This window comes from Arthrobacter sp. Y3223151, assembly GCF_059091125.1.
The window spans coordinates 22746-45654 of the sequence record NZ_JBNHGI010000007.1 but is presented as its reverse complement, the minus strand read 5'-3'; the positions used below and the strand labels follow the sequence as shown (position 1 = coordinate 45654).

At 68.4% G+C, this 22909-nt stretch carries 20 protein-coding genes; 6 read left to right on the top strand and 14 right to left on the bottom strand.

All coding sequences use genetic code 11. The features are described from left to right. Nucleotides 1–10: 10 nt before the first annotated feature. Entirely contained in the window at nt 11–271 is a 261-nt protein-coding gene (locus AC5RUP_RS11190; RefSeq protein ID WP_494064865.1) for a glutaredoxin family protein, read from the bottom strand. A gap of 65 nt (nt 272–336) precedes the next feature. Here AC5RUP_RS11190 and AC5RUP_RS11185 point away from each other — a divergent pair, with 65 nt between their 5' ends. Further along, nucleotides 337–1155 carry an HAD family hydrolase gene (locus tag AC5RUP_RS11185; RefSeq protein WP_494064866.1) on the top strand — a complete coding sequence of 273 codons (819 nt, stop codon included), beginning with the start codon at nt 337–339 and terminating at the stop codon, nt 1153–1155. Nucleotides 1156–1255: 100 nt separating this feature from the next. Here AC5RUP_RS11185 and AC5RUP_RS11180 read toward each other — a convergent pair whose 3' ends face one another. The 7 genes from AC5RUP_RS11180 to AC5RUP_RS11150 all read right to left on the bottom strand — a co-directional run bounded on the left by AC5RUP_RS11180 (nt 1256) and on the right by AC5RUP_RS11150 (nt 7963). Next, nucleotides 1256–1354 (bottom strand): 30S ribosomal protein bS22, encoded by a 99-nt coding sequence (locus AC5RUP_RS11180; protein ID WP_003792170.1) that lies wholly within the window; start codon nt 1352–1354, stop codon nt 1256–1258. Nucleotides 1355–1513: 159 nt separating this feature from the next. Continuing rightward, complete coding sequence (locus AC5RUP_RS11175) at nt 1514–1726, bottom strand: helix-turn-helix domain-containing protein (RefSeq protein ID WP_493978048.1); 213 nt, start codon at nt 1724–1726, stop codon at nt 1514–1516. A gap of 154 nt (nt 1727–1880) precedes the next feature. Further along, nucleotides 1881–3035, bottom strand: a complete 1155-nt coding sequence (locus tag AC5RUP_RS11170) for a 3-deoxy-7-phosphoheptulonate synthase (protein ID WP_494064867.1) — start codon at nt 3033–3035, stop codon at nt 1881–1883. Between the two features lie 294 nt (nt 3036–3329). After that, entirely contained in the window at nt 3330–4211 is an 882-nt protein-coding gene (locus AC5RUP_RS11165; RefSeq protein WP_494064868.1) for an N-acetylglucosamine kinase, read from the bottom strand. 161 nt (nt 4212–4372) lie between these two features. Continuing rightward, nucleotides 4373–5713: an NADP-specific glutamate dehydrogenase gene (gene gdhA / locus AC5RUP_RS11160; RefSeq protein ID WP_494064869.1), complete on the bottom strand. Its 1341-nt coding sequence runs from the start codon at nt 5711–5713 to the stop codon at nt 4373–4375. 373 nt (nt 5714–6086) lie between these two features. Continuing rightward, complete coding sequence (locus AC5RUP_RS11155) at nt 6087–6566, bottom strand: ArsR/SmtB family transcription factor (protein ID WP_494132200.1); 480 nt, start codon at nt 6564–6566, stop codon at nt 6087–6089. A gap of 194 nt (nt 6567–6760) precedes the next feature. Further along, a complete protein-coding gene (locus tag AC5RUP_RS11150; RefSeq protein ID WP_494064871.1) occupies nt 6761–7963 on the bottom strand; it encodes an acetoin utilization protein AcuC in 1203 nt (400 codons plus the stop codon). Between the two features lie 124 nt (nt 7964–8087). Between AC5RUP_RS11150 and AC5RUP_RS11145 the strand changes: the two genes are divergently transcribed. Together AC5RUP_RS11145 and AC5RUP_RS11140 are read left to right on the top strand one after the other, a co-directional pair. Further along, entirely contained in the window at nt 8088–9500 is a 1413-nt protein-coding gene (locus tag AC5RUP_RS11145; RefSeq protein ID WP_494064872.1) for a TrkH family potassium uptake protein, read from the top strand. Nucleotides 9501–9540: 40 nt separating this feature from the next. Next, a complete protein-coding gene (locus AC5RUP_RS11140) occupies nt 9541–10179 on the top strand; it encodes a potassium channel family protein (RefSeq protein WP_494064873.1) in 639 nt (212 codons plus the stop codon). Nucleotides 10180–10222: 43 nt separating this feature from the next. Here the strand turns inward: AC5RUP_RS11140 and proC are convergent, their stop codons facing one another. From proC to AC5RUP_RS11115, 5 genes are all read right to left on the bottom strand, one after another. Continuing rightward, nucleotides 10223–11083 carry a pyrroline-5-carboxylate reductase gene (gene proC, locus AC5RUP_RS11135; protein ID WP_494064874.1) on the bottom strand — a complete coding sequence of 287 codons (861 nt, stop codon included), beginning with the start codon at nt 11081–11083 and terminating at the stop codon, nt 10223–10225. A gap of 312 nt (nt 11084–11395) precedes the next feature. Next, a complete protein-coding gene (locus AC5RUP_RS11130) occupies nt 11396–12412 on the bottom strand; it encodes a Ppx/GppA phosphatase family protein (protein ID WP_494154349.1) in 1017 nt (338 codons plus the stop codon). Nucleotides 12413–12501: 89 nt separating this feature from the next. Further along, complete coding sequence (gene topA / locus AC5RUP_RS11125) at nt 12502–15222, bottom strand: type I DNA topoisomerase (protein ID WP_494154350.1); 2721 nt, start codon at nt 15220–15222, stop codon at nt 12502–12504. Nucleotides 15223–15399: 177 nt separating this feature from the next. Next, nucleotides 15400–16053 carry an ArsR/SmtB family transcription factor gene (locus tag AC5RUP_RS11120; protein ID WP_494132205.1) on the bottom strand — a complete coding sequence of 218 codons (654 nt, stop codon included), beginning with the start codon at nt 16051–16053 and terminating at the stop codon, nt 15400–15402. 82 nt (nt 16054–16135) lie between these two features. After that, nucleotides 16136–17746 (bottom strand): DUF7059 domain-containing protein, encoded by a 1611-nt coding sequence (locus AC5RUP_RS11115; protein ID WP_494158553.1) that lies wholly within the window; start codon nt 17744–17746, stop codon nt 16136–16138. 221 nt (nt 17747–17967) lie between these two features. On the opposite strand from AC5RUP_RS11115, the gene AC5RUP_RS11110 reads away from it, so the two are divergent. Then, on the top strand, nt 17968–18546 hold the full coding sequence (locus tag AC5RUP_RS11110) for a GNAT family N-acetyltransferase (RefSeq protein ID WP_494132207.1): 579 nt from the start codon (nt 17968–17970) through the stop codon (nt 18544–18546). Between the two features lie 156 nt (nt 18547–18702). Here the strand turns inward: AC5RUP_RS11110 and trhO are convergent, their stop codons facing one another. Next, entirely contained in the window at nt 18703–19608 is a 906-nt protein-coding gene (gene trhO / locus AC5RUP_RS11105; protein WP_494154529.1) for an oxygen-dependent tRNA uridine(34) hydroxylase TrhO, read from the bottom strand. 97 nt (nt 19609–19705) lie between these two features. Between trhO and AC5RUP_RS11100 the strand changes: the two genes are divergently transcribed. Further along, nucleotides 19706–20380 (top strand): GNAT family N-acetyltransferase, encoded by a 675-nt coding sequence (locus tag AC5RUP_RS11100; RefSeq protein ID WP_494092642.1) that lies wholly within the window; start codon nt 19706–19708, stop codon nt 20378–20380. A 157-nt stretch (nt 20381–20537) separates the two neighbouring features. Further along, the gene (locus tag AC5RUP_RS11095; protein ID WP_494154530.1) at nt 20538–22892 is read left to right on the top strand and encodes a DEAD/DEAH box helicase; all 2355 of its coding nucleotides are present in this window, start codon (nt 20538–20540) and stop codon (nt 22890–22892) included. Nucleotides 22893–22909 lie beyond the last annotated feature (17 nt).

The window sequence follows — 22909 nt, the reverse complement described above, 5'->3', positions numbered from 1 at the left end:
CCGCCCCGGGCTACTGTGTGAGCAGCCGTCGCAGCCGGTCCGGGTCGATGTGCCAGAAGTCCCGCTGGACGCCGTCGATCATGACCACGGGGATCTCCTCGGCGAAGCGCCGCTCGAGCTCGGGGTCCTCGAGGATGTTCTTCTCCTCCCAGGCGAGACCGAGCTCGCCCGCAACGCTCCCGACGGTCTCCCGTGCCGCCTGGCACAGATGGCAGCCGGGTTTGGTCAGCAGCACCAGTTCGTGCCCGGGGCCGGTGTCGGATCCACTCATGCCTTCAACGGTAGCGGCCGGCGGCGGTGAACGGACAATCCCCGGCGCCTCGTTAGACTCGAAGCATGCCCAAGACCGCCGCCGGCCATGCACAGCGCGCCTCGGTCTCCACGGACCCGGGGACGGAAGCGGCATTTTTCGACGTCGACAACACCCTGATGCGCGGCGCCAGCCTGTTCCACGTGGCCCGCAAGATGTACCAGAGCGGCGCCTTCCGGATGCGCGACGCTGCCGGCTTCGGTTTCAAGCAGGCCCGCTTCCTGATGCGGGGAGAGAACCTCAAGGACATCCAGTCGATCCGTGACACGGCGCTGGCCCTTGCCACCGGCCTGCTGAGCGACGACGTCAAACAACTGGGCGACGAGGTCTACGACGAAGTCATCGCCTCCAAGATCTGGCCCGGGACCAGGGCGCTGGCGGACCAACACCTGCGGGTGGGCCGCAAGGTCTGGCTGGTCACGGCCACGCCGGTTGAGGTGGCCGCCGTCATCGCGGACCGGCTGGGCCTGACCGGCGCCCTGGGCACGGTGGGCGAAACCGAAGGCGGGGCCTACACCGGACGGCTCATCGGGGACATCCTGCACGGGCCGGCCAAGGCTATCGCGGTCGAGGAGTTGGCCATCCGCCAGGGCCTGGACCTGGCGCGCTGCTGGGCCTACAGCGACTCCTACAACGACGTCCCGCTGCTGACCCTGGTGGGCAACCCGGTGGCGATCAACCCGGACGCCAGGCTGCGCCGGCACGCCCGGGAAAACAACTGGCCGGTCTACGACTACAGGAGCGGCCGTCGGGCGGCCACCTTGGGCCTCAAGGCCGCCACCGGTGCCGGCGCGGTCTACGGTCTCTGGCGCGGGGTCAACAGATTCCGGCGGCCGGCGGCGTAACGGCCGGACCCACGCGCCTACGGGGATGAAAACCGGTTAACGGCACAAGGCCCGCCAGTTTCCTGGCGGGCCTTGGAAGCCTGGGAACCGGTTGTCGGTCCTACTTCTTGTTGCGGCGCTGGTGACGGGTCTTGCGAAGCAGCTTACGGTGCTTCTTCTTGGCCATACGCTTGCGGCGCTTCTTGATAACTGAACCCACGAGTCCCTCATTCACTGATAGTTTCGTCAGCTGCCGGTGCCCGGCGGGGCACACGTCAACTCACGGTTTTCGACGATGACGTAAAACGTTCCTTAACAGGGTACCGCCTCCGCGCCCCCCGCTTTGACCGCCGGACGGCAGCCGGCCCGCTCCGGAGCGTCAGGCCGTCCCGGTCTCCCGGTCGATCACGGCTCCGCGCAGGTACTCCTCAACGGCCGATTCGGGCACCCGATAGGAACGTCCAAAGCGCACGGCGGGCATTTCGCCCGAATGCACCAAGCGGTAAACGGTCATCTTGGACACGCGCATGACCGCGGCCACTTCCGACACCGTCAAGAAGCGCACACTCGAGAAATTGTTCTCGTCAGCCATTACGCACTGTTCCTTTACTGTAAGCAACACCGGCGGCGTGCCGCCTTGCCCCGCCCCAAACAACCGTCTTCCTAGATACTTTAGAGGCTGTTGTGGCAAAAGTGAAAGTGCACACTGTAGCTTAAGCGTTTTAACCAAGCACGGCCTTTTACCCTCAGGCCGCTTTCGTGGCGCGATTCCCGGCGGCCGACGCCAGCTGGGCCAGCACCTCCGCCGTGACGTCCCACTCCATGCAGGCATCCGTGACGCTCTGCCCGTAAACCAGCGCCGCTCCCCCGCCGTCCTGGGACACCTCCAGTTTCTGTGCCCCGCCCACCAGGAAGCTCTCCAGCATCAGGCCGGCGATCGCGCTGCCGCCGGCTTCGACCTGCGCGGCGATCTCCAGCGCCACCTCGGCCTGGCGGTGGTGGCTCTTGCCGCTGTTGGCGTGGCTGGCGTCCACGATCAGCCGCGGATTCAGGCCGGCTTCCGCCAGCGCCCCGGACGCCGCCGCCACCTCTTGGGCTCCGTAGTTCGGGCCGCTCGCGCCGCCGCGCAGGATCACGTGGGTGTCGGGGTTGCCGTTGGTGGAGACCAGCGCCGCCCGCCCCTCGCCGTCGATCCCCAGGAACACCTGTGCCGCGGCCGCTGCGTGGCAGGCGTCGAGCGCCACCTGCAGCCCGCCGTCCGTACCGTTCTTGAAACCCACCGGCATGGAGAGCCCGGAGACCAACTGGCGGTGGATCTGGCTCTCGGTGGTGCGCGCACCGATCGCTCCCCAGCTGACCAGGTCCGCCAGGTACTGCGGGCTAATCGGCTCCAGGAACTCCGTGGCCACCGGCAGTCCGAGCTCCGCCACCTCCAGCAGGAACGTCCGCGCCAGCCGCAGGCCGGCGGCGATGTCGTGGGAGCCGTCCAGCCGCGGGTCGTTGATCAGCCCCTTCCAGCCCACGGTGGTCCGCGGCTTCTCGAAGTACGTGCGCATCACGATCAGCAGCTCTTCGCGGTGCTCCCGTGCCACCTGCGCCAGCCGGCGCGCGTAGTCCAGGCCCGCCGCGGTGTCGTGGATCGAGCACGGTCCGACGATCACCAGGAGCCGGTCGTCCACCCCGTCCATGACGGCGCGGATTTCGTCCCGGCCGCGGGCGACGACGGCGGCGGCCTCGGCGGTCAGGGGCTGTTCCTGCAGCACCTCGCCGGGTGACGGCAGCGGGCTGAAGCCGCCCACCCGCAGGTTGTTCGTGCTGCGCGGCGAGGCCGGGGTGGCCGCTTCGACGTTGGCCGGCGTCGGCGCTTCGGTTTCCAGGAGCTGGTTGGCTGCTGAATTCATGGTCGGTGTCCCGTCTGTTGGCGGCGGGACTTCGCTACAGAACCCGCCGGAGAAATGGCGAAGGGCAGAGAATCATCTCTGCCCTGTTGGCTCTGAAGGTCGGTATGTGTAGGCGCTAAGCGGTTACGTCAGGCCCCTCCAGAGCCAACGCAAAATACGCATACCAACGAGTCGTCATACCCGGAACTGTACGCCCGATCCGCAGCCGAAGGAAAACGCGGGCCCGGGACATGACAGATTATGACGACGGCGGGGCACCGGCTCCTGCGGCCGGCGGTGCGGGACCGGCCTCGCTCAGGCCAGGCCGGCCAGCACATCTATGCCGAAGACCGGCTCCCGGTCCAGCGGGCGCACGTCTGCGATCCCGTGCGGTTCCAGCGCGGCCGCGAGCGAGCGTTGGAACCGCGGGACGTTCATGCCCAGCCCGCCGCCGAGCACCACCGGGCCGCCCATGTCCAGCCGCCGGGCGACCAGGGCAATCTGGCCGGCCAGGTCGGCGGCCGCGTGGTCGACGATCGCCTCCGCCGCCGGATCGGCGCCGTCGGCGGCGGCCACCACCAGGCGGGACTTACCCGCCCAAAACCGCCGGTCGGTTTTCGCCGAGTGGAACAGCGCTATCAGCTCGGCCGGCTCCTGCACCCCGCAGTCGTCCAGCAACAGGTCCGTGAGCCGGTCCCGCCGCAGGCCCGCATCCAGGCGCGCGAGTGCGTGCCGGACGGCTTCCCGCCCCAGCCAGTAGCCGCTGCCCTCATCGCCCAACAGGTGCCCCCAGCCGCCGGCGCGGACCTCAAGCCCGGCCTCGTTGATGCCCCACACCGACGATCCGGTGCCTGCGACCACGCCGATCCCGCTGCGGAGGCGTCCGGCGGCGAGCACCAGGCGGGTGTCGTGGACAACATGGACGACCGCCCCGGGGGCCAGCGGGGCGATCAGGGCGCGCAGCGCCGCCGCGTCGCCCTCGGTGTCGATCCCGCCCGCCCCTGCATAGACCGCCGTGATCCCGGGCGCACCGAGCCGGCCGAAGACCTCGGCCAGGGCCGCGGCGGCCTGGGCGGGGCTGGCGTTCTGCACGTTGGCGCTGCCCGCCGTGGCTTCGGCGACCGGCAAGCCGTCGTCCAGCCGGATGCCGTGTGTCTTGCTGCCCCCGATGTCTAGCCCGATGAGTCTTTGCACCATGGGGTGAGCTTACTCGGGGCGTCCCGCCGCCGCGGAGGCCGGGCCGGAACGTCCGTCAAGCCTGCCCGGACCCGCGGGATGACCCGTGCACCAAGACGAAACGGTGCCCGCCGTGGCGGGCACCGTCGTCGTCATCAGTGTTGTGGGCTGTGCTGGCTGCCTTAGATGAGGCCCAGGGCGAGCATGGCGTCGGCTACCTTTTTGAAGCCGGAGATGTTCGCGCCCGCCACGTAGTTGCCGGGCATGCCGTATTCCTCGGCGGTCTCGGCGCAGCGGTCGTGGATGCCGACCATGATGTCCGCCAGGCGCTGCTCCGTGTACTCGAAGGTCCAGGCGTCGCGGCTGGCGTTCTGCTGCATCTCCAGGGCCGAGGTGGCCACGCCGCCGGCATTCGCGGCCTTGCCCGGGCCGAACAGCAGGCCTGCGTCCTGGAAGATGGAGGCCGCTTCGCTCGTGCAGGGCATGTTGGCGCCCTCGGCGACGGCGACCAGCCCGGACTCCACCAGGCGCCGGGCGGATTTCTCGTCCAGCTCGTTCTGGGTGGCGCACGGCAGCGCCACGGTGCAGTTGACGTCCCAGATGTTGCCGTCGGCCACGTAGTGCACGGCAGAGCCGCGGCGCTCGGCGTACTCCGAAATGCGGCCCCGCTCGACTTCCTTGATCTGGCGCAGCAGTTCGACGTCGATGCCGGCCTCGTCGACGATGTAGCCGCCGGAGTCGGAGGCGGTGACGACCGTGGCGCCGAGTTCCTGCGCCTTTTCGACGGCGTTGATGGCCACGTTGCCGGAGCCGGAGATGGCGACGCGCTGCCCGTCCAGGCTCTGCCCGCGGGTCTTGAGCATTTCCTGCGCGAACAGCACCGCGCCGTACCCGGTGGCTTCCGGGCGGACCAGCGAGCCGCCCCAGCCGATGCCCTTGCCGGTGAGGACGCCTGACTCGTAGCGGTTGGTGATGCGCTTGTACTGGCCGAAGAGGTAGCCGATTTCGCGGGTGCCCACGCCCATGTCCCCGGCCGGAACGTCGGTGTATTCGCCGATGTGGCGGTAGAGCTCCGTCATGAAGGACTGGCAGAAGCGCATGACCTCGCCGTCGGACCGGCCGCGCGGATCGAAGTCGGAGCCGCCCTTGCCGCCGCCGATGGGCATGCCGGTCAAGGCATTCTTGAAGATCTGCTCGAAGCCGAGGAACTTGATGATGCCCAGGTAGACGGAGGGGTGGAAGCGCAGGCCGCCCTTGTAGGGGCCAAGCGCGGAGTTGAACTCCACGCGGAAGCCGCGGTTGATCTGGACGTTGCCTGCGTCGTCCACCCAGGGCACGCGGAAGATGATCTGGCGTTCGGGCTCGCAGATGCGCTGCAGGATGGCGGCGTCGGAATATTCGGGATGCCGGGCGGACAGCGGCTCGAGGGTTTCGAAGACTTCGGTGACGGCCTGGTGGAATTCCGTTTCGCCTGGGTTGCGGCGGAAGACTTCGTCGCGGACTTCAAGCAGGTGGGCATCCATGGGTGCGTCCCTTCACTAGCTGACGTATGGGGGCACTCAGGTTGCTGCGGGCCCTCACACAGAAAACCACAAGAAGCGGGATCTAAGAAACACACCTGACACATCGCCGAACCGCCTCGTAACGCGCCGGGCGGCGGTACAGTCGGCCGGTTTGTCTCACGGACGCGGGCAGTTCCGGCACCGATCCGCGGGGTGGCGGGGCGGAAAGTGCGGGCCGTCACGGGCAAATCGCGCCGGCCCGTCGGGCCCGAATGTGCGGCTCGTCACGGCCCGGGCGCCCTCCGTGTCCGGCGCGGGTTGCCTCTGCTGCGCCGCCGGGCTGCTGCGTGCGACGAGGCCGGGCTGCCGCCTGCAACGGCGCCGGGGCTGCCGCTCAGCCGCGGCGGCGGCGCGGCAGTTTAGGCAGGTGCGCGAAGATGTCCGCGGCCTTGGTCGTTGCCTTGTTCGCCGCCTGGCCCAGCGACCGGCTCAGGTTGGCGGGAACCGGAACCTCGAGGCTCCGCCCCGTCACCGCATGCCCGGGTTCCTGCGGGGCGACGACGGCGGCTGCCACCGCGGGCGCCACCGGCTCCGCCTCGGTCGCGGGCAGGACATCGACCCCGAACCCGATGATCCATTCGGCCACATGCTGCAGCGGCCCGGTCTGCAGCGAGTAGTAGCGCTTCTGGCCCTGGGCGCGCATAGAGACGAGTCCGGCTTCGCGCAGCACCTTCAGGTGCTTGGAGACGGTCGGCTGGCTGACCTCCAGTTCTTCGACCAGTTCGCCAACCGCTTTGTCGCCGTCACGGAGCGAGCCGAGTATGTCCCGGCGGGTACCTTCGGCAATCACTGCAAAGACATCATCGATGGCCATTGCATTACCCTAACCGCATATATGCTCCGCGGCACACCCCTGGCGGTGGTCCTGGCCCCGGGCGGGGCAGAATCGTTATACCGCGTACCGGGGACGGACATCCCACTGAGGTTCTGGCGCAACCTCTTGGCAGCGCAGTCCCTTGGCTCGGCGTGTGTGCCGATCGCTGACGGCCGGGCCGGCCGATTAACCGCCTAGTCGAACCAGGGATCGAGTCCGTGGTAGGGGAAAACTTCCTTGCGGGTGGCCATCACGGTGCGGTCCACGCCGTCGTTGGGGTCATAGCCGACCTCCCACGAGCGCCACCACAGGTCGGCGTCGTCGCCCATGTACAGCGGCGCCTGCTGGCCGTACCGCACCTCGACGTAGTCCTGCCAGGACTGCGGCACCTCGCTGTGCAAAGGAATGGCCCGGCCGGAAACAATCGCCAGCATGTGTGTCCAGGAGCGGGGCACCACGTTGAAGACGTCGTAGCCGCCGCCGCCCGTGGCGATCCAGCGGTCGCCGCAGACCTCGCGCGCCAGGTCGGCCGTGTCCAGCATCATTTGCCGCTGGGCATCCACGCTCAGCCGGAGGCTGCTCAGCAGGTCGCGGACGTGGTTGTCGCAGCCGTGCTGGCTGACGATCACTTCGGGGGCGAAGGCCCTGACCAGCTGCGGGACCACCGCGTGGAAGGCCCGCAGGAAGGCCGCGTCGCCGGAGCGGGGCGGCATGGCGACGTTGACGGAACTGCCGGGCGCCTCCGGGCCCCCGCTCTCGTTCGCGAAGCCCGTCCCCGGGAACAGGTGGGTGCCGGTTTCATGCAGGGAGATGGTCAGCACCCGCGGGTCGTTGTAGAAGATCGACTGGACGCCGTCGCCGTGGTGTGCGTCGACGTCCACGTACGCGACCTTCTGCACGCCGTTATCCAGCAGGTGCTGGATGGCCAGGGCGCAGTCGTTGTAGATGCAGAACCCGCTCGCCTTGCCGCGCGCGGCGTGATGCATGCCGCCGGCGAAGTTGACCGCATGCAGCGCGGAGCCGTCCAGAATCGCGGCCGCGGACTGCAGCGAGGCCCCGGCGATTCGGGCGCTGGCGGTGTGCATGCCCGGAAACACCGGATCGTCTTCGGTGCCCAGGCCCCGCTCGTCATCAATGGCGTCCGGGTTTTCACTGACCGCCTTCACCGCGGCCACGTAGGCCGGGTCGTGCACGGTCTGCAGTGCCGCGTCGTCGGCGATTTCGGCTGCGGCCAACGTGACGTTCGGGCGGTGGAAGATGGCGAATTCGTCAGCCAGCTTGGCCGTCAGGTCCAACCTGATCGGGGACATGGGATGATGCGCGCCGAAATTGTAGGCCAAGACGGATTCACTCCACACCGCCAGAGTGGGAACCGCGGGAACTGGGGTCGCTGACATCACAGACAGGCTACGCGAAAGCATCGGTGCGCGCGCATTCTTCCCGCGCCCCGTGCGATCAAATGATGATTTACTACTGCAAGGAGCAAGTCAGCGATTTCGGAGCCGGACAGAAGCGATCGGGATGACCAGACAGCAGCCGTCATGGCTAGCCGGGCGGGAACACGAACGATTCTCGCTTTTGCGCACGCTCCGCGACTTCGTGGACAGCGTTGCCAACAGTTCCCCGGCACGGCTGGCGCTGATCGTCTACGTGGCGGTGATCCTGGTCTTCACCGGGCTGCTGTCCTTGCCCGCCGCGGCGCGCGACGGGGTCATCACGCCGCTGCACGACGCCTTCTTCACGGCAGTCTCGGCCGTCTGCGTCACGGGCCTGACCGTGGTGTCCACCGCCGGCCACTGGACCTTCTTCGGCCAGGCCGTGATCCTGCTGGGCATCTTCATCGGCGGCCTGGGCACGCTGACGCTGGCCTCGCTGCTGGCGCTCATGGTGAGCAAGCGGCTGGGCGTGCGCGGCAAGCTGATCGCCCAGTCCGCCATGAGCAACGCGGGCCGCCTGGGCGAGGTCGGCGCGCTGCTGCGGATCGTGATCACCACCTCGGTGATCATCGAGGTGGTGCTCGCCCTGGTGCTGATCCCCCGCTTCCTGATGCTTGGCGAATCCTTTCCCCAGGCCGCCTGGCACGGCATCTTCTATGCCATCTCGGCATTCAACAATGCGGGGTTCACCCCGCACTCCGATGGCCTGGTCCCCTACGAGACCGACGAGTGGATCCTGCTTCCGCTGATGGTCGGCGGTTTCCTGGGCAGCCTCGGGTTCCCGGTGGTCATGGTGCTCCTGGAGCGCGGTTGGCGCTTCAGCAAATGGAACCTTCACACCAAGCTCACGGTCGAGGTGTCCCTGATCCTGCTGGTGGTCGGCGCCCTGGTCTGGGGCGCCATGGAGTGGAGCAACCCGGAGACCCTGGGCGGCATGAGCACCTGGGACAAGGTTCTGCACGCAACGTTCGCGTCCGTGATGACCCGCTCGCTCGGCTTCAACCTGGTGGACATGAACAACATTGAGCCGTCCACCATGCTCTTTTCCGATGCCCTGATGTTCGCCGGCGGCGGTTCCGCCTCGACCGCAGGCGGCATCAAGGTCACGACCATCGCGATCGTGTTCCTGGCCATCGCAGCCGAGGCCCGCGGCGACCGGGACGTGAAGGTCCATGGCCGGACCATCCCCGAAGGCGCCATGCGGGTGGCCATCTCGGTGATCGTCATGGGTGCCACGTTGGTGGCCGTCGCCGCCGGCCTGCTGCTGGCCTTCACCGGCGACAGCCTGGACCGGGTGCTGTTCGAGGTCATTTCCGCGTTCGCCACCGTCGGACTGAGCACCAACCTGAGCGCTGAGCTGCCGCCCGAGGGCAAATACGTGCTCTGCGCACTGATGTTCGCCGGCCGCGTCGGCACCATCACGTTGGCCGCAGCCCTGGCGCTGCGCGAGCGCCGCCAGCTGTTCCACTACCCCGAAGAGAGGCCCATCATTGGCTGACAAGTCCGCATCGAACAGACGTCCCGCCCACAACGCGCCCGTGCTGGTGGTCGGTCTGGGCCGCTTCGGCGCCTCTACCGCGGAACAACTGGTCAAGCAGGGCCGCGAGGTGCTGGCGATCGAACGTGATCCAACCCTGGTACAGAAGTGGTCGGGACAGTTGACCCACGTGGTGGAGGCCGACGCCACGAACATCGACGCGCTGCGCCAACTGGGCGCACAGGAGTTCAGCTCCGCCGTCGTCGGTGTCGGCACCTCGATCGAGTCCTCGGTGCTGATCACCGTGAACCTGGTGGACCTGGGCATCGAACACCTCTGGGTCAAGGCCATCACCCCGTCGCACGGCAAGATCCTCTCGCGCATCGGCGCCAACCATGTCATCTACCCGGAGGCCGACGCCGGCCGCCGCGCCGCCCACCTGGTGGGCGGCCGGATGCTGGACTTCATCGAGTTCGACGACGGGTTCGCCATCGTCAAGATGTACCCGCCGAAGGAGACCCAGGGCTTCACGCTGGGTGAGTCCCAGGTGCGCTCCAGGTACGGCGTCACGGTGGTGGGCGTGAAGTCGCCCGGCGAAGACTTCACCTACGCGCGGCCCGAAACCAAGGTCTCCAGCCGGGACATGCTGATCGTCTCCGGGCATGTGGACCTGCTGGAGCGTTTCGCGGCCCGCCCGTAGCGGGGCCGCCCGCCGGTCCCCCGGAGCCAGGGCCCGCCGCGGCTCAGGCCAGCTCGCGCGACAGTTCGGCCGCCCGTTCCGCAGCGGCCGCGGCACCGCGCGCGATCACCTGCGGCAGCCCGTCGTCGTCGAAGGAGGCGATGGCGCGCTCCGTGGTGCCGTTCGGGCTGGTGACCGCACGGCGCATGACCGCCGGGTCGGCGTCCGGCGCGGCGAGCATGATGCCCGCGCCGGCCACTGTCTCGCGGGCCAGCGTCATCGACAGCTCCGGGTCCAGGCCCAGCTCCACGCCCGCGGCGGCCATCGCCTCGGCCAGGTAGAAAGCATAGGCGGGGCCAGAACCGCTGACCGCGGACACCGCGTCCAACTGGTGTTCCGGAACCACGACGACGGTGCCGGCGCCGGCGAATACTTCGCGGGCGGCCTCCAACTGGGCATCGGTCACGTGGCTGCCGGCGGAGAGGCCGACGGCCCCCCGGCGCACCTTGAGCGGCGTGTTGGGCATGCTGCGCACCAGCGGCTGGCCATCCGGCAGGGCGGCTTCCATGGCGGCAACGGTGACTGCCGCGGCCACGGACACCACCACGGTCGCCGCGTCCAAGGCCGGCGCAATGGTCCGGCACAGGTCCGCGATGCCGGCCGGCTTCACGCCCAGCACGGCTACGTCGGCGCCTTGCACCGCATGGGTGTTGGCCGCCGGGTCGTCTTGTTCCGCCAGCACCGTCAGGCCGGGATAACGTCCGCGCAGTTCCGCGGCGCGTTCGCTGCGGCGCACCGTCGCGGTCATATTTTCTGCCGGTGTTCCGGAGGCCAGCAGCCCGGCCAGGATGGCCTCGTTCATGGACCCACAGCCCAGGAAAGCGATGCGGCGTGCGGTTGGCGTTCCCGTGGCGTCAGCAGTCATGTCTGCCATTGAATCATGGGGCCGTCCTCCGGCGCGTGCCGCCGTCCGGTGCCCCGCGCACACCTGCGGGGAAGGACTCACAGGTCCCGTTCAGGTGTTTAACGGCGTTGTCCCAAGGTCTGCGTCTAGTGTCATAAGCACCTCATCAAGGTGCGAGTGATGATGGACCGGACCTGCTGGTTCCGGTCCAGGCGCCGGCGAACAGCGGTTGACTCCCCCAACCGACCGCAACGTTCGCCGGCGTCGCCATTTAAGCCCTCCACCGCACAGCCCCACCGCGTGACGTTTCCGCGGTTGTTGGGCCGGGGTTTGCTAGCTGCCCACCTTCTCGACGGCGGGGGCCGGCTCCAGCGCCTGCCGCACCAACATGGTGCCCACGGGGCTGACCGGGGCGTCACTGTCGTAGAGCAGGTGATCGAAGCGTTTGAGAATCAGCCCCTCCCGCAGCGCCCACGGGCAGATCTGCAGCGTCTCGGTCTCGAACATTTCGATTGCCGCCTCGGCAACCATCGCCCCCGCGAGCAATTGCGGCGCCCGCACCATCGAGACACCCGGCAGGTTGACACGGTCGCTGACCGGCATCGCGGCCAGGCGGCGCGTCCACAGGGATAGGTCCGTGCGGTGCAGTTCCCGCCGCACGTACGGGCCGGCGGCCGAGGGGGCGGCTCCGGCGATCCGTGCCAGCGAGCGGAAGGTCTTGGAGGTTCCGACCACCATGTCCGGCCGGCCGTGGGCAGAAATTTCTTTGACCGCGGGAGCCAGCGTCTCGCGGATATACCCGTGCAGGTCCCTGATGCTCTTCACGCTCGGGGGGTCCTCGGGCAGCCACTCCCGGGTCAGCCGGCCTGCTCCCAGCGGCACCGAGACGGCGTGTTCGGGCAATTCGTCATGACCGATGGCCATCTCGAAGGAGCCGCCGCCGATGTCCAGGTCGAGGATGGTGCCCGACCCCCAGCCGTACCAGCGGCGGACGGCCACCAGAGTCATGCCGGCCTCCTCCGGGCCGGTCAGCTCCTGCAGCGTGACATCGGCTTCCGCCTTGACCCGGTCCAGCACAGCCCTGCCGTTGGTCGCTTCGCGGATGGCGGAGGTGCAGAAGGCCAGCATGTCTTCGGCCCCGTGCAGCCCGGCGAACCGCCAGGCCTCTCGGATAAAGCCGATGAGTTCCTGCTGGCCCTCTTCGCTGATGCTGCCCTCGGCATCCAGGTACGCCACCAGCGACAGCGGCCGCTTGTGCGAGGCGAAAGGCACCGGCCGGGCACCCGGGCGGGCATCCACCAACAACAAATGCACCGTGTTGGAACCGATGTCGAGAACACCCAGACGCATGTTCATATTATGCAGGCCTGCGGCACGGGCACCGCAAACGGGTACCGGGTCCGGCCCCGACCGCCGCGGGCGGCGGCCGGGGGCGTCCGCTACTTCTTGGCGGCGGCCTTGCGCCGTACCGGCTTCTTCGCCGCCGGTTTCGCCGGCCCCTTCGCGCGCTTCTCCGCCAGCAGTTCGATGGCCTGCTCGCGTGTCAGCTCTTCGATGCTGGTGGCGCGCGGCACCGTGATGTTCGTGACGCCGTCGGTGATGTAGGGGCCGAACCTGCCGTCCTTGACCACGATGTTCTTCTCCGACACCGGGTCCACGCCGAACTCGGCCAACGGCGCGGCGGCGGTGCGGCCGCCGCGGGTCTTCGGCTGCGCGTAGATCGCCAGCGCCTGTTCCAGCGTGATGGTGAAGATTTCCTCTTCGGAGCCGATCGACCGCGAGTCGCTGCCCTTCTTCAGGTACGGGCCGAAGCGTCCGTTCTGCACGGTGATTTCGGTGCCCTCGGCATCGGTGCCAAGCACCCGCGGCAGGCTCAGCAGCTTCAGCGCGTCCTCGAGGGTGACGGTGTCCACGCTCATCGACTTGAACAGGGAACCGGTGCGAGGCCTGACCTTGGCGGGCTTTTTCGGCGGCTTGGGCTTGCCGTTCTTGTAGTACTCCACCGGCTGTGCGGCCAGTTCCTCGGCCGTCGGCTCGTGGATCACTTCGGTGACGTAGGCGCCGTAACGGCCTTCCTTGGCCACGATCGTCCGGCCGGTCTCCGGGTCCTTGCCAAGCTCGCGCTCGCCCGGCCCCTGGGTTTCCATCAGCTCGACGGCTTTCTCCGGGGTCAGCTCGTCCGGAGCCAGGTCGTCGGGGACGTTGGCCCGCTCCGGCTCCTCGCCGTCGCCCTCGCCGTTGCGTTCCAGGTAGGGGCCGAACTTGCCCACCCGCAGGGTGATGCCCTCGGCAATCTCGATCGAATTGATCCGGCGCGGGTCGATTTCGCCCAGGTCGTTCACCACGGTGTTCAGGCCGGTTTCCTTGCGGTCCCCGTAGTAGAAGCCGGAGAGCCACTCGGTCCGGCTGGCCTCGCCGCGGGCAATGCGGTCCAGATCCTCTTCGAGTTCCGCCGTGAAGTCATAGTCGACGTAATCGCTGAAGTACTCCTCCAGGAGCCGCACCACGGAGAACGCGATCCAGCTCGGAACCAGTGCGGAGCCGCGGGTGCGGACGTAGCCGCGGTCCATGATGGTGGAGATGGTGGCGGCGTAGGTGGACGGACGGCCGATGCCGCGGTCTTCCAGCGTCTTGATCAGCGATGCTTCGGTGTAGCGCGGCGGTGCCGATGTCTCGTGCCCGACGGCGTCGACCGCCTGCGTGTCCAGCGCGTCACCCTTGGCGAGGTTCGGCAGGCGCCCGCCGGTGGCATCGTCCTCGTCCTCGCGTCCGGCGTCCTTGCCCTCCTCGTAGGCGGCCAGGAAACCGGGGAACGTGATGACGGTGCCGGATGCGGTGAACTCCGCGTCCCGCCCGTCCCCGGCCGTGGCGCCGAGCCGCACGGTCGACGTCGAGCCCTTCGCGTCGGCCATCTGCGAGGCCACCGTGCGTTTCCAAACCAGCTCGTACAGCCGGTACTCGTCGCTGGAAAGCTGGCTGCGGACCTGGCCGGGCGTGCGGAACGAATCACCGGCGGGCCGGATGGCTTCGTGGGCTTCCTGGGCGTTCTTGTCCTTGCCCTTGTAGACGCGGCGGGCATCCGGGACATACTCGGGCCCGTACAGCTCGGAGGCCTGGCGCCGCGCGGCGTTGACGGCCTGGTCGCTCAGCGCCGGCGAGTCGGTACGCATATAGGTGATGTAGCCGTTTTCGTACAGCTTCTGCGCCACCTGCATGGTCGAGCGGGCGGAGAACCGGAGTTTGCGGGCCGCCTCCTGCTGCAGGGTGGAGGTGGTGAACGGCGCCGCCGGCCGGCGGGTGTAGGGCTTGTTCTCTACCGCGCGGACGGAGAAGCTGGCGCTGCGCAGGGAGTCCGCCAGCGCGGTGGCGGCCGCCTCGTCCAAATGGACGGCGGAGCGGGCCTTGAGTTGGCCCAGATCGTTGAAGTCCTTGCCGACGGCGACCCGGCTGCCGTCCACCGAGACCAGCTTCGCCTTGAACACTCCGCCCTTGGCCGCGTCCTCCGGCGCCACGGTTGCCACCAGGTCCCAGTAGGAGGCCGCCCGGAACGCCATCCGCTCGCGCTCGCGCTCGACGACCAGCCGGGTAGCCACGGACTGCACGCGTCCGGCGGACAGCCCTGCCTTGACCTTGCGCCAGAGCACCGGCGAGAGTTCGTAGCCGAAGAGCCGGTCCACGATGCGGCGGGTCTCCTGGGCGTCGACCAGGTCGGTGTCCACCTCGCGGACCTCGGTCAGGGCGCGCTGCAGCGCTTCGCGGGTAATCTCGCTGAACGTCATGCGGTGCACGGGCACCTTGGGCTGCAGCACCTGCAGCAGATGCCACGCGATGGCTTCGCCTTCGCGGTCACCGTCAGTTGCCAGATAAAGTTCGTCGGCGTCCTTGAGCATCGACTTGAGCTCGGCGACCTTTTTCTTCTTGTCCGGAGACACCACGTAATACGGCTCGAAATCGTTCTCGATGTCCACCGCAAACTTTCCGACCGACGTCTTTTTCAGCTCGGCCGGCAGGTCGGAGGGCTGGGGCAGGTCACGGATGTGCCCCATGGAAGCCGTGACCTCAAAGCCCTCGCCAAGGTACCCGGCGATGGTTTTGCCCTTGGCCGGGGACTCGACGATGACGAGTTTCTTACCGGTTTTTTCGCGGGCCTTGGCTGGCACTGTGCTCCTACGTAAAGAAAGGGTGTTGATGCGCTTGTAAATACGTCCCCCAACCCGGCGGGGTGGAGGACCGTCAGCACTAGGTTAGCCGCAACAGTACCGCGAAACAGAAAACGCCAGCGGGTGCAGCCGGCCGCCTCCGGGCCGCGGACCGTCGCCGATGCCCGCCGCAGTGCCCTAATCGTTGTCGATGTCGCCGGGCAGGAAGGAGAAAACATAGTAAAGCTTTTCCGCCCCTTCGCCCCGGTTTTCGGGATTGGTGGTCGGGCTGAATTCCAGCAGGATCTCGCCGATCCGCCGGCCGAGGTCCTTCCGCTGTTCCTCGGTCAGGTAGAACCGCCCCGTGCTGAGCGCAGCCAGGTGCCCTTCCTGCCGCCAGGTGTCCGGGTTCGGCAATTGCTTGTCCCGTTTGACGTACTTGGACAGGCGTTCGCGCAGGTCGTTCAGTTCCACATCCACCACGCCCATGGTGGCGGCACGGCTGTCCGCCACGCTGGTTACGTCCAGGCGTCCGGCGGCGGCCTGCCAGTGCCGTTCGCGGCCGTCGCCCTGGTTCACGCACCGTTTGACGAATCCCCACTTTTCCAGCGCCCGCAGGTGGTAGCTCATGGCGCTGGGTGTCAGTCCGTGCCGCTGCGCCAATTCCGTGGCGGTGGCCGGCTGCTGCGTATCAAAGAGCTCTTCGATGACCTTCAACCGCACGTTATGAGCCAGGGCACGGATGGCGCGGGCGTCGGAGATATTGACCCTGTCTCCGGCTGCCGGCTCGGCCGGAGTGGCCGCCGCTGCGGTGGCCGCCCGGCCGGTCGTGGTGGTTGAAGCCTTAGTCATGATCAGTAAGTGTAATGCCGGTCACGGCTCCCGGGCGGGGTTGCGGGCCAATCCCGGACTGCAATCCGGCAACGATTCCCCTTTACCCGCCGGCAGGCACCAGGAAGCCGTCTGCCACCAAGTTCCGCACGTCGGCGGACAGTTGCGGGGCGAAGTCCGGCTCCTCGCGACCCAACAGCGCCGCCAGCGCACCGATGATCTGGTCCACGCCCAGTTCGCCGTCGCAGGCGGAAACGAACCCGGCCAACTCGGTGCTCATCAGGTTGGTCCGGCGCAGCCCCGCGCCCTGGCGCAGCAAGATGACGCCGGGGTGTTCGGCGCCCGGCCGCTGGTGCCGCTCCTCGGTCACGTCCTCGGCCACGCGCAGGTGCTGGCGGCCAAAGTCCGCGGCGTGCTCGGCCAGCCAATCGGCCCGCTCGACCGCCGCGGCCAGGTGCGGGCCGATGGGCTGCTCGATCGGATAGGTGATCTCCTCGAACCGCCGCAGCAACCCTGTGCCTGCAGCGGGGGCCGTGGTTTCCGGCAGGCAGCGGCGCAGCCACACCAGCCCGAAGCCGAGGGCCTCCACGTCCCGGGACGCGAAATCGTCCAGGTAGGCGGCGTACGCGGATTCGAACAGCTCGGGATCGCGGTTCACCGAGGCGTCCCGCAGCCACGTCTGCGCATACTGCGCCGGGCTGAGCTGCTCCCGCTGGATGACCCAGGCGTCGGTGTCCGGCGCCAGCCACTGCTCCAACCGGGCGTGCCAGCTGCCCGCGCCCGCCGGAATTTCCCAGTTGCCCAGCATCTGCGCGACGCCGCCGTCGGCCAGCACCGAGGGCAGCGAGCGGAAGAGCGTGGCCACGATGTCGTCGCCGGGCAGCCCGCCGTCGCGATAGGTGAATTGCTCCTCGCTGCGTTCGGCCGGGCGGCGCGGCGTGATCACGAACGGCGGGTTGGACACCACCAGGTCGAACCGTTCCCCCGCCACCGGCTTCAACAGGCTGCCCAGCCGCAGGCTGACCCGCTCCGCCAAGTTGTCCGGGTCCAGCCCGAGGGCGCCGGCGTTGAGCGCGAGGTTGAACCGGGTGAAGGCCAGCGCCCGCTCCGAGATGTCCGTCGCGGTGGCGTGGCGGGTGTGGCCCAGCAGGTGGAAGAGCTGGATCCCGCACCCGGTGCCCAGGTCCAGGGCCCGTTCCACCTCGGTGCGGACGGTCAGCTGGGCCAGCGTCAGCGAGGCCTGGCCGATGCCCAGGACGTGGTCGTGCCGGAGGACGCCGGGCCGCTGGTGCGCACCGAGGTCGCTGGCCACCCACAGCTCGGTGTCGCCGAAGGCGTACGGGCGGAGGTCAACGGCGGCCCGCCACTCGCCGCCGTCGCGCTCGGCCAGCCGGAGGGCCGCGAGCCCGTCCACCCCGGTGCGCGGGAACGCCCGGGCCAACAGCCCCGGCGGCACGCTCCGGCCCAACAGCCAGAGGCGCACGACGGCGGCCAGGCGGCCCTGTGCCGGATCCTCCAGCAGGCGGGCGGTGGCCAGAACGGCCGGAACCAACTGGTCGCGGTCCAGGGCCTCCCACGCCTCGGCGCCGAGCAGCGCCGCGACGCCGTCCACGCTGTAATCCAGGGCGCCAAGGTCGGCGGCCAGGTCCGCCAGCAGCCGCCGGTCGCTGCTGGCGGGCGCGCCGGGGACGTCGGAGAAATCTGCACTATCCACGGGCCAAGTCTAGTAACCCGTACGGACACGCCCCGGACCTGCCCGGGGGCCGAGGTGGCGGCGGGGGTATGGCTACCTTGGACCTTGCCGAACCAAATGGCGGTGGGAGTACGGGGACGCCCCGGACCTGCCCGGGGGCCGAGGGTGCGACGGCACCTGAGTGGCCGCGGGTCGCTGCCGCCCGTGCGTCCGCGCCGGTGCCCTGATGGTTAAATGACCTCATGCTCGTCACCACCACCTACCTTGAACAGACCGATCCGGCCCAGCTGGTGCCGGGCTCGCGCCCGCTGCCGGATGATGCCGCCGTGGTGCGGGTGCGGCAGATCAGCCCCGAGTTCAGCAAGTTCCTCTACCGCAGTGTGGGCAGCAGCTGGAACTGGGCTGACCGGCTGGTGCTCACGCGCAGCGAATGGGAACAGGCAGTGCGTGCCCGCGGGGCGGAAACCTGGGTGCTGTACACCGGCGGCGGCCCGGCCGGCTACGTGGAACTGTTGGGCCGCCCCGGCCAGGCGGGCACCGAGGTCGAAATCCTGTACTTCGGCCTGTTCCCCGAGGCGATCGGCCGCGGGCTCGGCGGCGCCCTGCTGGCCGAAGGCATCCGGCAGGCCTGGCAGTTGCACGGCCGCTGGGACGGGTTCCCGCCGGTGCGGCGCGTCTGGGTGCATACCTGTTCGCTGGACGGTCCGGCTGCCGTGGCCAACTACCAGGCGCGGGGCATGAGCGTGTTCAAGACCGAGGTCGAGGACACCGAACCGCGGGATGCCACCGCGGGCCTGTGGCCGGAGACCGCGAACGCCTGACCCGCCGCGGGACCTGACGTCGTTGGGCAGCCCAGGGACGTCCACCAAACAGCTCCGGGACACTCCCCTGCCCGGGACCGGACGGCGCGGAAGCCGCAGGGGCCAGGCAACGGGAGTCAGCCGGCGGCAGCCAGCAGCGGCAGTCGGCGGCGGCAGTCAGGCGGCGGCAGGCTCCGGGCAGCCTTCCGGGCAGCGCAGGGTCTGCGGATCCGCTGCGCACGCGGAACAGTACAACGTCAGCTGGCGGCAGTCCGGGTTGGAGCAGTTCTCGAACTTGTTGGTCGGCGCCTGGCAGCGGACGCATTCCCCGATGGTCTTGGCGTCCGGCGTGAACTCCAGGTGCATGCGCTGATCGAAAACGTAGAGCGATCCTTCCCACAGCCCGGCGTCGCCGAAGGTTTCGCCGTAGCGGACGATTCCGCCGTCGAGCTGGTAGACCTCCTGGAAGCCACGGTTGACCATCAGGGACGACAGCACCTCGCAGCGGATGCCGCCGGTGCAATACGTCACCACGGGCTTGTCCTTAAGTTCGTCGTACTTGCCCGAGTCCAGTTCCTTGATGAAGTCGTGGGTGGTGGCCACGTCCGGCACGATGGCGTCTTTGAACTTGCCGATCTGCGCTTCGAAGGCGTTGCGGCCGTCGAAGAAAACCACGTCTTCGCCCGCCGCCTTTTTCGCGTCGATGAGCTGGTGCAGTTCCTCCGGGCGCAGGTGCGTCCCGCCGCCGACCACGCCGCCCTGGTCCACTTTCAGCTCCCCCGGAGCACCGAAGGATACGATCTCGTCCCGGACCTTGACGCTCAGCCGCGGGAAGTCTTCCGCCCCACCCTCGGACCACTTCACGTCGAGGTTGCGGAAGGCGGGGTATTCGCGTGTGGTTTTCACGTACTGCTTCACCGCGTTCAGCTCTCCGCCCACGGTGCCGTTGATGCCGTCCTTGGAGATCAGGATTCGGCCGCGCAGGCCGAGTTTCTCGCACAGAGCGCGTTGCCAGAGCCGGACGGCATCCGGGTCGGGCAACGGGGTGAAAGCGTAATAAAGCACAATTCGGTTCAAAGCCACGCATCAAGGTTACGCGGTGGCCGGCAATCAGGGATTGTGACAGGGTTGTCACCGATTAGGCATGCCGCCCGCGCCCGCTGTTCGGTACAGTCCTGCTATGGGTCACGAATATACGACTGACGTCCCCGACGACGTCCTCGCCGCCTGGGTCGCCGGCTGGTCGGCCTGCCGCGGCTACTCCGCCGAAGAGGTCGACGGACACCCGGCCGTGTTGCTGGCGGACAAGACCGGGGACTGGGAGTACTTCGCGTTCGAACCGGGCGACGAGGAATTCGCCGCCGTGGCCCGCGACACCACCAAGTCACCGGGACGGATCTTCACTGTGCTGACGCGCGACGCGCAGCGGATCCATCAGTTGGCGCCGCAGCATGGGCTGCGGGTGCACCACAACGCGCAGTCGTTGATGGTCACCGACATGTCCGGCCAGGACACCGAGGCCCCGTGGTACCGCGACGCCGATTACAAGACCGAGGTCGAGAAGCACGGGAACGTGCACCGGGTCCGGGTGGTGCATGAAGGAAACGAGGCCGCCCACGGCGTCGCCGCCGCCGTCGACAATTTCGCGGTCTTCGACCACATCGAAACGGACATTAACTACCGCCGGCGCGGGCTGGCCACGCACGTGATGCGCGCGCTGATCGCCTCCGTGCTGGAGCACATGGTAGACACCGGGCTGCTGATCGCCTCGCACGACGGCCAGATGCTCTACCGGCACCTGGGCTGGGACACGGTCTGCGATGTGATGATCCTCAAGCCCGTGGCGGAGGGCTGACCGCCTGCTTTCTGGCGCACCGGTGCTGCCTGCCCCACCCATGCTGACCGGCCCACCCGTGCTGCGTGGCCGACCCGTGCAGCTGGCCGGCACGGCCCGCAACTGCCGTGTTGCGGGGGCTGCCCGCCGCGCCCCGGTGTGGTGACACAATGTTCGGGTGGCCCTGCACGATTCCCTGATTCCGCTGCTCGGCTCCGGTCCGGAGCCTGAGCAACTGGTGCATGTCCGCGAGCTCCCGGCCCGGGAGGCCGTCGCGGAGCCGTGGCCGGAGTGGGTCCACGACGATATCCGTGCCGCCTACGCCGCGCTCGGGGTGCACGAGCCGTGGCGCCATCAGGTCCGCGCCGCCGAGGGCGCCCATCAGGGCCGCCATACGATCATTGCCACGGGAACCGCCTCCGGAAAGTCGCTGGCCTACCAGGTGCCGGCCCTGGACGCCATCCACCGGACGGCACTGGCAGACACCGTCAGCCTCGAGCCGAGCGGCGCCGTCGCCCTGTATCTGGCCCCGACCAAGGCGTTGGCGGCCGACCAGTTGGCGGCCATCAAGGCGCTGAAGCTGCCCACCGTGCGGGCGGAAACCTACGACGGCGACACCGACCCGGGTGCCCGCCGCTGGATCCGCGACCACGCCAACTTCGTGCTGGCCAATCCGGACATGCTGCACTTCGGGATCCTGCCCAATCATGCCTGGTGGGCACGGTTCTTCCGCCGGCTGCGCTTCGTGATCATTGACGAGGCACACAGTTACCGCGGTGTCTTCGGCTCGAATGTTGCCAACCTCGTGCGACGATTGCGCCGCGTCTGCGCCAGCTACGGCGCGGACCCGGTGTTCATCGGCGCTTCCGCCACCTCCGCAGACCCCGCAACCTCCTTCGGTCGGCTGATCGGCGCGGAAGCAGATGCCGTGACCGAAGACTGCTCGCCGCACGGCTCCACGACCGTAGCGTTCTGGGAGCCTCAGCTCACCGAGCTCAAGGGCGAGAACGGCGCCAAGGAACGGCGCACGGTGGTTGCCGAGACCTCCGACCTGCTGGCCAATCTCGTGGCGGCACGGGTGCGTACCATCGCCTTCATCAAGTCCCGCCGGGGTGCCGAGACAATTTCGTCCATCACCAAACGGCTGTTGGACGACGTCCATCCCTCGCTGCCGGGGCGGGTGGCTGCCTACCGCTCCGGCTACCTGCCGGAGGAACGCCGCGAGCTGGAAGGAAAGCTCAGGTCGGGGCAGCTGCTGGGCGTCTCGAGCACCTCGGCGCTTGAGCTCGGCATCGACATCTCCGGACTGGACGCCGTCCTGGTCGCGGGCTGGCCGGGCACCCGCGCCTCGTTGTTCCAACAAATTGGCCGCGCCGGCCGGTCCGGACAAGACGCGCTGGCTGCCTTCGTGGCCAGCGACGATCCGCTGGACACGTATTTGGTCCACCACCCCGAGGCCGTCTTCGACGTCTCCGTCGAGGCGACCGTTTTCGACCCGTCGAACCCCTATGTGCTGGGGCCACACCTGTGCGCCGCAGCCCAGGAGCTTCCGTTGACTCCCGCGGACATCGGCTTGTTCGGCGCCGCGGCTTCGGGCCTGCTCGACCAGCTGACCGCCGACGGCTATCTCCGGCGCCGGCCCCCCGGCTGGTACTGGACCCACCCGGAAAGCGCGGCGGCCATGGTGAATCTGCGGGCCGACGGCGGTGGACCCATCAGTATTGTCGAATCGGAATCCGGGACGCTGCTCGGGACCATGGACTCCCCGCAGTCCCACTATCAGGCCCATAGCGGCGCCGTGTACGTGCACCAGGGCACGACGTACGTCGTGGATGAACTCAACGAGCAGGACCACTGCGCGATGGTGACCCGGGCCAATCCGGACTACTACACCCAAGCCCGCGACGTCACGCAGATCGAAGTGCTCGGCGCGCAGCGGACCGAGCAGTGGGGCGAGGTCCAGGCCTGCTTCGGCGACGTGAAGGTCACCACCAAAGTCGTCTCCTTCCAGCGCAAGGCCTTCATCTCCAACGAAATCCTGGGCGAAGAGCCGCTGGATCTTGGTGCCAGAGAACTGTTCACCAAGGCCGTCTGGTTCACCATCGGCGAGCAGCAACTGACGTCCGCGGGATTGGTTGCGGCCCGTGTGCCCGGTGCTCTGCATGCGGCCGAACATGCCGGCATCGGGCTGCTCCCGCTGGTGGCCTCCAGCGACCGGTGGGACATCGGCGGGGTATCGACAGCACTGCATGCCGATACGGGCAAGCCGACCATCTTCGTCTACGACGGGCATCCCGGCGGTGCGGGCTTCGCCGAGCGGGGCTTCGAGGCAGCCAGGATCTGGCTGGCGGCCACCCGGGACGCCATCCGGTCCTGCGAGTGCGAAACGGGCTGCCCGTCCTGTGTGCAGTCCCCCAAATGCGGCAACAAGAACAATCCCTTGGACAAGTCGGGGGCGGTCACGCTGATCGAGGCTCTGCTTTCCGAAGCTGGCCCTGCCCCTGCCGACAGGCACCAGACGGCCGTCGCCTAACCGCGGGGCACCGCACG

What these genes read in the sequence shown, in the direction of transcription:
- gdhA (WP_494064869.1), bottom strand. Translation starts at nt 5,713, where the DNA reads ATGGATGCCCACCTGCTTGAAGTCCGCGACGAAGTCTTCCGCCGCAAC.
- AC5RUP_RS11145 (WP_494064872.1), top strand. Translation starts at nt 8,088, where the DNA reads ATGACCAGACAGCAGCCGTCATGGCTAGCCGGGCGGGAACACGAACGA.
- AC5RUP_RS11130 (WP_494154349.1), bottom strand. Translation starts at nt 12,412, where the DNA reads ATGCGTCTGGGTGTTCTCGACATCGGTTCCAACACGGTGCATTTGTTG.
- AC5RUP_RS11155 (WP_494132200.1), bottom strand. Translation starts at nt 6,566, where the DNA reads ATGGCCATCGATGATGTCTTTGCAGTGATTGCCGAAGGTACCCGCCGG.
- AC5RUP_RS11190 (WP_494064865.1), bottom strand. Translation starts at nt 271, where the DNA reads ATGAGTGGATCCGACACCGGCCCCGGGCACGAACTGGTGCTGCTGACC.
- AC5RUP_RS11110 (WP_494132207.1), top strand. Translation starts at nt 17,968, where the DNA reads ATGCTCGTCACCACCACCTACCTTGAACAGACCGATCCGGCCCAGCTG.
- AC5RUP_RS11165 (WP_494064868.1), bottom strand. Translation starts at nt 4,211, where the DNA reads ATGGTGCAAAGACTCATCGGGCTAGACATCGGGGGCAGCAAGACACAC.
- AC5RUP_RS11100 (WP_494092642.1), top strand. Translation starts at nt 19,706, where the DNA reads ATGGGTCACGAATATACGACTGACGTCCCCGACGACGTCCTCGCCGCC.
- AC5RUP_RS11185 (WP_494064866.1), top strand. Translation starts at nt 337, where the DNA reads ATGCCCAAGACCGCCGCCGGCCATGCACAGCGCGCCTCGGTCTCCACG.
- AC5RUP_RS11120 (WP_494132205.1), bottom strand. Translation starts at nt 16,053, where the DNA reads ATGACTAAGGCTTCAACCACCACGACCGGCCGGGCGGCCACCGCAGCG.
- AC5RUP_RS11170 (WP_494064867.1), bottom strand. Translation starts at nt 3,035, where the DNA reads ATGAATTCAGCAGCCAACCAGCTCCTGGAAACCGAAGCGCCGACGCCG.
- proC (WP_494064874.1), bottom strand. Translation starts at nt 11,083, where the DNA reads ATGACTGCTGACGCCACGGGAACGCCAACCGCACGCCGCATCGCTTTC.
- AC5RUP_RS11150 (WP_494064871.1), bottom strand. Translation starts at nt 7,963, where the DNA reads ATGTCAGCGACCCCAGTTCCCGCGGTTCCCACTCTGGCGGTGTGGAGT.
- AC5RUP_RS11175 (WP_493978048.1), bottom strand. Translation starts at nt 1,726, where the DNA reads ATGGCTGACGAGAACAATTTCTCGAGTGTGCGCTTCTTGACGGTGTCG.